This is a genomic window from Agromyces sp. NPDC055658, assembly GCF_053618155.1.
In genome coordinates, this window is sequence record NZ_JBSHHD010000012.1 from 90,274 (window position 1) to 99,434 (window position 9,161).

Annotated in this window: 7 protein-coding genes; 6 read left to right on the forward strand and 1 reads right to left on the reverse strand. The window is 68.0% G+C overall.

All coding sequences use genetic code 11. The features are described 5' to 3' along the window. Positions 1-86: 86 nt before the first annotated feature. Complete coding sequence (locus tag ACWGPE_RS07960) at positions 87-572, forward strand: hypothetical protein (RefSeq protein WP_231430494.1); 486 nt, start codon at positions 87-89, stop codon at positions 570-572. Here the strand turns inward: ACWGPE_RS07960 and ACWGPE_RS07965 are convergent. Then, positions 514-1,338: a CPBP family intramembrane glutamic endopeptidase gene (locus ACWGPE_RS07965; protein ID WP_255679888.1), complete on the reverse strand. Its 825-nt coding sequence runs from the start codon at positions 1,336-1,338 to the stop codon at positions 514-516. The two genes, ACWGPE_RS07960 and ACWGPE_RS07965, sit on opposite strands and share 59 nt — an antisense overlap. Before the next feature lie 206 nt (positions 1,339-1,544). On the opposite strand from ACWGPE_RS07965, the gene ACWGPE_RS07970 reads away from it, so the two are divergent. The 5 genes from ACWGPE_RS07970 (at position 1,545) to typA (ending at position 9,103) form a co-directional block, all read left to right on the forward strand. Beyond that, entirely contained in the window at positions 1,545-3,173 is a 1,629-nt protein-coding gene (locus ACWGPE_RS07970; RefSeq protein ID WP_231430496.1) for a peptide ABC transporter substrate-binding protein, read from the forward strand. Between the two features lie 132 nt (positions 3,174-3,305). After that, positions 3,306-4,232 carry an ABC transporter permease gene (locus ACWGPE_RS07975; RefSeq protein WP_231430497.1) on the forward strand — a complete coding sequence of 309 codons (927 nt, stop codon included), beginning with the start codon at positions 3,306-3,308 and terminating at the stop codon, positions 4,230-4,232. Then, entirely contained in the window at positions 4,225-5,184 is a 960-nt protein-coding gene (locus ACWGPE_RS07980) for an ABC transporter permease (protein ID WP_231430498.1), read from the forward strand. The genes ACWGPE_RS07975 and ACWGPE_RS07980 overlap by 8 nt, the downstream gene beginning before the upstream one ends. Beyond that, entirely contained in the window at positions 5,181-6,899 is a 1,719-nt protein-coding gene (locus ACWGPE_RS07985) for a dipeptide ABC transporter ATP-binding protein (RefSeq protein ID WP_231430499.1), read from the forward strand. The genes ACWGPE_RS07980 and ACWGPE_RS07985 overlap by 4 nt, the downstream gene beginning before the upstream one ends. 299 nt (positions 6,900-7,198) lie before the next feature. Beyond that, entirely contained in the window at positions 7,199-9,103 is a 1,905-nt protein-coding gene (gene typA, locus ACWGPE_RS07990) for a translational GTPase TypA (protein WP_231430500.1), read from the forward strand. The last annotated feature ends 58 nt before the right edge of the window (positions 9,104-9,161 follow it).

Sequence of the window (9,161 nt, forward strand, 5' to 3'; positions counted from 1 at the left end):
CCCGAACCGACCCCGGGAGTACACTGAGATTCTCTCGGGCTTTCCGTTCGGGCTGCCCGAGCTCCACTCGCACGGGGAGGTGCCGCATGCCTGGCATCGATGTGATCGCAGGTATCGCGATCATCGCGACGTTCGTCATCGTGAGCGTCGCGACGGCCGACACGGGGGTGCTCGAGCAGCGCATGCGTCGCCGCGGCAGCGTCGGCGAGGCGGCCGAGGCGATCCGGCACGCGCAGGACGTGATGGACTACGCCCGCGGCGGCTACCTCGGCGTCGTCTGCACCCCGACCCGGCGCATGCGACTCTCGGGCGACCTCGAGCCGGCGACGATCCCGCCCGACGAGGCCGCACCCGAGGTGCGGGCGGTCGCGGAGGCGCCGGCCGTCGTCGCCGAGGTGCGCCCCGAACGGACGGCACGGCACCTCGCCCCGAGGCACGCCTCGCCCCGCAGGCGACTCGCCCGAGGCATCCGCGTGCTCGTCGGTCCCCGCCATCGCGGGACGACGCGGTCGCTCAGGCCGGCGGAGCGAAGAGCCCGGGCCACCACGCGACCGCGAGCGGGTACCCGATGAACGACGCCATGTCGAGCACCCAATGGGCGATGACGAGCGGCATCGTGCGGCCCCAGCGCGAATAGCACCAGCCGAACACGATCCCCATCGCGACGTTGCCCGCGAACGGACCGAAGCCCTGGTAGAGGTGATAGGTGCCGCGCAGGAGCGCGCTCGAGACGATCGTCGCCCACGGGCCCACCCCCAGTTCGCGCAGCCTCGTGAACAGGTAGCCGACGACGATGATCTCCTCGGTGAGGGCGGCCTTGAGCGCCGCGAGCACGAGGATCGGCACCGTCCACCAGTGCGTGTCGAGCGGTGACGGCACGATGGTCACGGTGATGCCGGCCGCGCGTCCGAGCGCGTAGAGGGCGAGGCCGGGCAGGCCGATCACGAGCACGAGGGCGAGGCCGGATGCCGCGTCGCGGCCGGGCCGCGTGAGGTCGAACCCGATGCGGCGGAATCCGCTGCGCGTCGGCTGCCACAGCAGGTAGATCGCGAGGGCGACGACGAAGAGGCCGAAGAACACGTCGAGGAACTGGTAGGTGAAGTCGAGCCACTCGCGACTCGAACGCGACTGGTTGATCGCCGCCGACTGCTTCGCGAGCGGGGTCGTGTCGGTCACGCGGGCGATGATGGACACGATCGAGTAGACCGCGGACGCACCGAGCGAGAGCCCGAGCACGATGACGATCTCGGCGCGCAGCCGGAACGCCCAGCGCGCGTGCGCACCACGCACCTTGGGTTCACCTGTGTGCGGCCTGTGCAGTGGTCGTGCATCCGGCATGCCGCAATCATCGCACGGGAGGCGCCCACGCAACGATCGTGCGCATTCGCGGCGGAATATGTCGTGCAAGGTGTCGCTAGGTTGCGCCTCGGTAACGGTTTCCGTCTCGACTTTGCATCTCAGGGAACGATTCGTAGTCTGGCACCACGAAGCGCACAGCCCGGCCAAGAGCCGTGTTGTTCCGCGCCCATCTCACAGGAGGAACATTGAAGAACAAGAGAATCGGCGCTGCAGCCATTGCTCTTGCTGCCGCCGGCGCACTGGTGCTCACCGGCTGCACGAGCGGCGGCGGGGGCGAGTCCACCGAGGCCGCTGGCGACCCCACCGCGATCATCACGACGAATGGCTCCGAGCCGCAGAACCCGCTGATCCCGACCAACACCACCGAGACCGGCGGCGGCAAGATCGTCACCTCGCTCTTCGCGGGCCTCGTGTCGTACACGGCCGACGGCGAGATCGTGAACGATGTCGCCGAGTCGATCGAGTCGGACGACAAGCAGACCTGGACCGTCACCCTCAAGGACGGGCAGAAGTTCACCGACGGCACCGACGTCACCGCGCAGTCGTTCGTCGACGCGTGGAACTACGGCGCGAAGTTCAGCAACGCCCAGAGCGCTTCGTACTTCTTCGACAACATCGAGGGCTTCAGCTACACCGAGGACTCGGAGCTGACCGGCCTCAACGTGGTCGACGACAAGACCTTCACGGTCAAGCTCGTCGCCCCCGAGGCCGACTGGCCGCTGCGTCTCGGCTACACGGCGTACTACCCGCTCCCCGAGTCGGCGTACGACGACATGGAGGCCTTCGGCGAGCACCCGATCGGCAACGGCCCGTACATGTTCGCCGGCGACGACGCGTGGACGCACGAGGAGAAGATCGACCTCGTCACGAACCCCGACTACGACGGCGTTCGCACGCCCAAGAACGGTGGCCTGACCATCGTCTTCTACGCCTCGCAGGACTCGGCGTACGCCGACCTCCAGGCCGGCAACCTCGACGTGCTCGACGCCGTGCCCGACTCGGCGCTCGCGACCTACGAGGACGAGTTCGGCGACCGTGCGGTCAACCAGCCGGCGGCCATCTTCCAGGGCTTCAACATGCCGTACTACCTCGAGCACTGGAGCGGTGACGAGGGCAAGCTCCGTCGCGCCGCCATCTCGATGGCGATCAACCGCGACGAGATCACCGACGTGATCTTCCAGGGCACCCGTACCCCGGCGACCGACTACACCTCGCCGGTCATCGCGGGCTGGACCGACCAGCTCGAGGGCGCCGAGGTGCTCGACTACAACCCCGAAGAGGCCAAGAAGCTGTGGGCCGAGGCCGACGCGATCTCGCCCTACGGCGACACCGTGTTCGACATCTCGTACAACGCCGACGGCGGCCACCAGGCCTGGGTCGACGCGGTCGTGAACTCGATCTCCAACACCCTCGGCATCCAGGCCGTGGGCAAGCCCTACCCGACGTTCGCCGCGGCCCTCGACGACCGCGAGAACAAGAAGCTGACCGGCGGCACGCGCGCCGGCTGGCAGGGTGACTACCCCTCGATGTACAACTTCCTCGCGCCGCTCTACCAGACCGGTGCCGGGTCGAACTACGAGGGCTACTCGAGCGCCGAGTTCGACGGCCTCCTGAAGGAGGGCTCGCAGGCCGCTACTCCGGAAGACGCGACCGCGACCTTCCAGAAGGCCCAGGAGGTCCTCCTGAAGGACCTTCCGGCCATCCCGCTCTGGTACTCGAACGTGACCGGCGCTTCCGCCGACACGGTCGACAACGTGGTGTTCGGCTGGGACTCGGTTCCGCTGTACACCGAGATCACCAAGGCGCAGGGCTAAGACGACACCTCGTCTATAATCCCGTCTAACATGATGTCCGGGGCGGCAACGCCCCGGACATCATGCTGATATCCGAACGACTCTGTGATTGCGGCCCAAAATGCTCTCAGCACTAGACACTGAGGAGCGCTGATGCTCTGGTACACCGGAAAGCGACTCCTCCAAATCATCCCCGTGCTCCTCGGAGCCACCTTCCTCATCTACTTCATGGTCTTCTCCATGCCCGGAGACCCGATCGCGGCGCTCTTCGGCGACCGGCCACCGGCGCCCGGTGTGATCGAGCAGCTCCGCGAGCAGTACCACCTGAACGAACCGTTCATCGTGCAGTACTTCTACTACCTCGCGGGCATCTTCCAAGGCGACTTCGGCGTCACCTACTCGGGCCAGCCGGTCAATGAAGTCCTCGCCCGAACGTTCCCGGTGACGATCCGCCTCGCGCTGCTCGCGATCTTCTTCGAGATGATCGCCGGCATCTCGGTCGGCCTCATCAGCGGCCTGCGCAAGGGCGGAATCTTCGACGCGACCGGCCTCGGCGTGAGCCTCGTGCTCATCTCGCTGCCGATCTTCGTGCTCGGCTTCGTCGCGCAGTACTTCATGGGCATCCAGTGGGGCTGGTTCAGCCCGACCGTGGGTGCCGGTGCTCCGACCCAGGACCTCATCCTCCCGGCCCTGGTGCTGGCGACCATCAGCTTCGCGCAGATCTCGCGGTTGACGCGCTCCTCGGTCATCGAGACCCAGGGGCTCGACTTCGTGCGCACCGCGTACAGCAAGGGACTCTCCGGCAAGCGCATCGTGCCGGTGCACATCCTGCGCAACTCGCTGATCCCGGTCGTCACGTACCTCGGCACCGACTTCGGCACGCTCCTCGTCGGCGCGACCGTCACCGAGGGCATCTTCAACGTGCCCGGCGTCGGTCGAACCCTCTATCAGGCGGTCATCCGAGGTGAAGGACCCACCGTCGTGTCCTTCGTCACGATCATGGTGCTGCTGTACCTCATCGTGAACCTCCTGATCGACCTTCTCTACGCCGTGCTCGACCCGAGGATCCGCTATGCCTGACCAGTCTTCATCGAAGCTCCCGATCGAGCACTACGTCGCCCCGCTGGAGGAGACCAAGCTCGAGGCCATCGACTCGGTCAAGACCGAGGGCAAGCCGTCGAACCTCTGGATCGACGCGTGGGCCGACCTGCGCCGCCGACCGATGTTCTGGATCTCGTCCGCGCTGATCCTCATCATCGTGTTCATCGCGCTGTTCCCCGGACTGTTCACGAACGAGCCTCCGAACGCGAACTGCCTGCTCGCCAACAGCAACGGCGCACCCGTCGCGGGTCACCCGCTCGGCTTCACCCGGCAGGGCTGCGACGTCTGGTCGCGCATCGTGCACGGTGCGGGCACCTCGCTCTCGGTGGGCATCATCGTGACGATCCTCGTGTTCACGCTCGGTGTGATCTTCGGCGCGTTCGCGGGCTACTACGGCGGCTGGACCGACGGCATCCTCTCGCGCGTCGGCGACATCTTCTTCTCGATCCCCTACATCCTCGCGGCGGTCGTGATCATGACGGTGCTCGCGAACTACCGCAGCGTGTGGGTCATCTCCCTCGCGATCGGCATCTTCGCGTGGCCGGCCACAGCCCGAGTGCTGAGGTCCGAGATCCTGAGGGTCAAGAACTCCGACTTCGTCACCGCCGCCACGGCGATCGGCGTATCGCGGTTCAAGATCCTCTGGGCGCACGTCGTGCCGAACTCCATCGCCCCGGTCATCGTCATCGCGACGATCTCGCTCGCCGGCGCGATCGTCGCCGAGGCGACCCTGTCGTTCCTCGGCGTCGGCCTGCCGACGAACATCATGTCGTGGGGCAACGACATCGCCCAGGCGCAGACGACGCTCCGCACCGCTCCGCAGGTGCTGATCTACCCGTCGATCGCGCTTTCCCTGACCGTGTTCTCGTTCATCATGCTCGGTGAAGTCGTGCGAGACGCACTCGACCCGAAGGCGAGGGCCCAGCGATGAGCACCCCCCTGCTCCAAGTCAAAGACCTCGAGGTCGCGTTCCGCACCCAGAACGGTGTCGTGCAGGCGGTCCGCGGCGTGAGCTTCACGCTCGACCGCGGCTCCAGCCTCGCGATCGTGGGCGAATCGGGCTCCGGCAAGTCGACGACCGCGCACGCGATCATCAACCTGCTGCCGGGCACCGGCCACATCTCCGGCGGGCAGATCCTGCTCGACGGCGAAGACCTGGCCAAGGCTTCGCAGAACGAGATGGAGCACATCCGCGGTCGCAAGATCGGTTTCGTGCCCCAGGACCCGATGTCGAACCTCAACCCCGTGTGGTCGATCGGCTTCCAGGTCGAGGAGGCGATCCGTGCCAACGGCATCGCCACGGGCCGCAAAGAGGTCAAGGCGCGTGCGATCCAGGTGCTGAAGGAGGCGGGCCTGCAGGACGCCGACCGTCGCCTCAAGCAGTACCCGCATCAGTTCTCGGGCGGCATGCGCCAGCGCGTGCTCATCGGCATGGGCCTCGCGGCGAACCCGCAGCTGCTCATCGCCGACGAGCCGACCTCGGCGCTCGACGTCACCGTTCAGCGCGTCATCCTCGACCACCTCGAGTCGCTCACCCGCGAGCTCGGCACGACCCTGCTGTTCATCACGCACGACCTCGGCCTCGCGGCCGAGCGCGCCGAACAGCTGCTCGTCATGTACAAGGGCCAGGTCGTCGAGGCGGGCCCGTCGCGCGAGATCCTGCAGAACCCGCAGCACCCGTACACGCAGCGACTCGTCGCCGCGGCACCGAGCCTCGCCTCGCGCCGCATCCAGGCGACGGGCAGCATCGCGGCGGCCGAGTCGGCCATCGCGGCCGACGCGGCGACCGCGGCGGGCGAGGCGATCGACCTCATCGCGACGGCCGAGGCCCGCGCCGAGGCACTCGAGGCCGCCGCCGCGCAGCCGCCGGCGATCGTGGTCGAGAACCTCACCAAGGTGTTCAAGATCCGCGGTTCCGGCGACTTCAAGGCGGTCGACGACGTCTCGTTCCAGATCCGGCGCGGCACCACCACGGCGCTCGTGGGTGAATCGGGCTCGGGCAAGTCGACCGTCGCGAAGATGCTGCTGAAGCTCGAAGAGGCGACGAGCGGCAAGATCGTCGTCGGCGGAAAGGACCTGGCGTCGACGAGCGGCAAGGAGCTGTTCGCGCTCCGCAGCCGCATGCAGCCGGTCTTCCAGGACCCGTACGGTTCGCTCAACCCGCTCCGCAACATCGGCAACACGATCGCCGAGCCGCTGCAGACGCACAAGGTCGGTACGAAGGCATCGCGTCGCGAGCGCGTCTTCGAGCTGCTCGACCAGGTGTCGCTGCCGCGCACGCTCCTCGGCCGCTATCCGAACGAGCTCTCGGGCGGCCAGCGACAGCGCATCGCCATCGCGCGGGCGCTCGCGCTCAAGCCCGAGATCGTCATCCTCGACGAGGCCGTGTCGGCGCTCGACGTGCTCGTCCAGGCGCAGATCCTGCGCCTGCTCGCCGAGCTCCAGGCCGAGCTCAACCTCACGTACCTCTTCATCACCCACGACCTCGCGGTCGTGCGCGTCATCGCCGACAACGTCTGCGTGATGCAGAAGGGGCGCATCGTCGAGGCGGCGACGACCGACGAGGTCTTCGGCAGCCCCAAGGAGCAGTACACGCGCGACCTGCTCGCCGCCATCCCCGGGGCGAACATCGAGCTGGGGGCGTAGGCCGCCGCAAGGCAGCCAACCTGCTCCGAAGCGCGCGAGACATCGAGCTGGGGGCGCAGGAGGCCGAGAGGCATCCACGCCGCCCAAGATGCGCCCGAACGCCCGGCATCCGACATCGGATGCCGGGCGTTCGGCGTTCACACGGTTGCGCGCGGTAGGCTGTCATGGCGCGAACCGTCGATCCACGGTCGTCCGCGCTCCCACAGACTCCCATCCAGCGCATCCGCGCGGCCCAGCCGAGCCCGTTTCCGGGCCGGCGGGCCGATCCGGCGGATGCCTCACCGCGAGGACGAAAATCCATGGCGAAGGCCACCCGCAATTCCCTGCGCAACGTCGCGATCGTCGCGCACGTCGACCACGGCAAGACGACGCTCGTCGACGCGATGCTCAAGCAGACCCACTCGTTCGCCGAGCACGCCCACGTCGACGACCGCGCGATGGACTCGAACGAGCTCGAGCGCGAGAAGGGCATCACGATCCTCGCGAAGAACACCGCCGTCGAGTACAACGGGGTCCACGCGACCGACGGGCCCGTCACGATCAACGTGATCGACACCCCGGGCCACGCCGACTTCGGCGGCGAGGTCGAGCGCGGTCTCTCGATGGTCGACGGCGTGGTGCTGCTCGTCGACGCGAGCGAGGGCCCGCTGCCGCAGACCCGCTTCGTGCTGCGCAAGGCGCTCGAGGCGCGACTGCCCGTGATCCTGCTCGTCAACAAGACCGACCGTCCCGATGCCCGCATCGAGGAGGTCGAGGAGGAGAGCCACGACCTGCTGCTCGGCCTCGCGTCGGACCTCGTCGACGACGTGCCCGACCTCGACGTCGACGCCCTGCTCGACGTGCCGGTGGTGTACGCATCCGGCAAGGCCGGCCGCGCCTCGCTCACGCGGCCCGCGAACGGCGCGCTGCCCGACAACGAAGACCTCGAGCCGCTGTTCGGCGCCATCCTCGAGCACGTCCCCGCGCCCTCGTACGACGACGAGGCGCCGCTGCAGGCGTGGGTCACGAACCTCGACGCGTCGCCGTTCCTCGGCCGCCTCGCGCTCCTGCGCGTCTTCAACGGCACGATCAAGAAGGGGCAGACGGTCGCCTGGGTGCGCCACGACGGCTCGCACTCGAACGTGCGCGTCACGGAGCTCCTGAAGACGAAGGCGCTCGAGCGCTTCCCGGCCGAGGAGGCCGGCCCCGGCGACATCATCGCCGTCGCGGGCTTCGAGGACATCACGATCGGCGAGACGCTCGCCGATCCCGACGACGTGCGTCCGCTGCCCGCGATCCACGTCGACGACCCCGCGATCTCGATGACCATCGGGACCAACACCTCGCCGATCGTCGGCAAGGTCAAGGGCCACAAGCTCACCGCCCGCATGGTGAAGGACCGGCTCGACCGCGAGCTCGTCGGCAACGTGTCGCTGCGCGTGCTCGACATCGGCCGCCCCGACGCGTGGGAGGTGCAGGGCCGCGGCGAGCTCGCGCTCGCGATCCTCGTCGAGCAGATGCGCCGTGAGGGCTACGAGCTCACCGTCGGCAAGCCGCAGGTGGTCACGAAGCAGGTCGACGGCAAGACGCACGAGCCGTACGAACACCTCACGATCGACGCCCCCGAGGAGTACCTCGGCGCGATCACGCAGCTGCTCGCCGCCCGCAAGGGCCGCATGGACAACATGTCGAACCACGGCACCGGCTGGGTGCGCATGGAGTTCATCGTGCCGAGCCGCGGTCTCATCGGCTTCCGCACCGAGTTCCTGACGATCACGCGCGGCACCGGCATCGCGAACGCGATCTCGCACGGGTACGACGAGTGGGCGGGTGCGATCACGACCCGCAACAACGGCTCGATCGTCGCCGACCGCGCCGGCGTCGTGACCCCGTTCGCGATCATCGCCCTGCAGGAGCGCATGACCTTCTTCGTGAACCCGACCGAAGAGGTCTACGAGGGCATGGTCATCGGCGAGAACTCGCGCGCCGACGACATGGACGTCAACATCACGAAGGAGAAGAAGCTCACGAACATGCGTTCGTCGACCGCCGACACCTTCGAGTCGATGACGCCCTCGCGCCAGCTGACGCTCGAGGAGTGCCTCGAGTTCGCCCGCGAGGACGAGTGCGTCGAGGTCACGCCCGAGAAGGTGCGCATCCGCAAGGTCGAGCTCGACCAGACGGCGCGCGCCCGTGCGGCGTCGCGCCTCAAGAAGCAGGGCTGAGCGCAGCTCCGCCACCACACGACGCGGATGCCCCGGGGCCGGCCCCGAGGCATCCGCG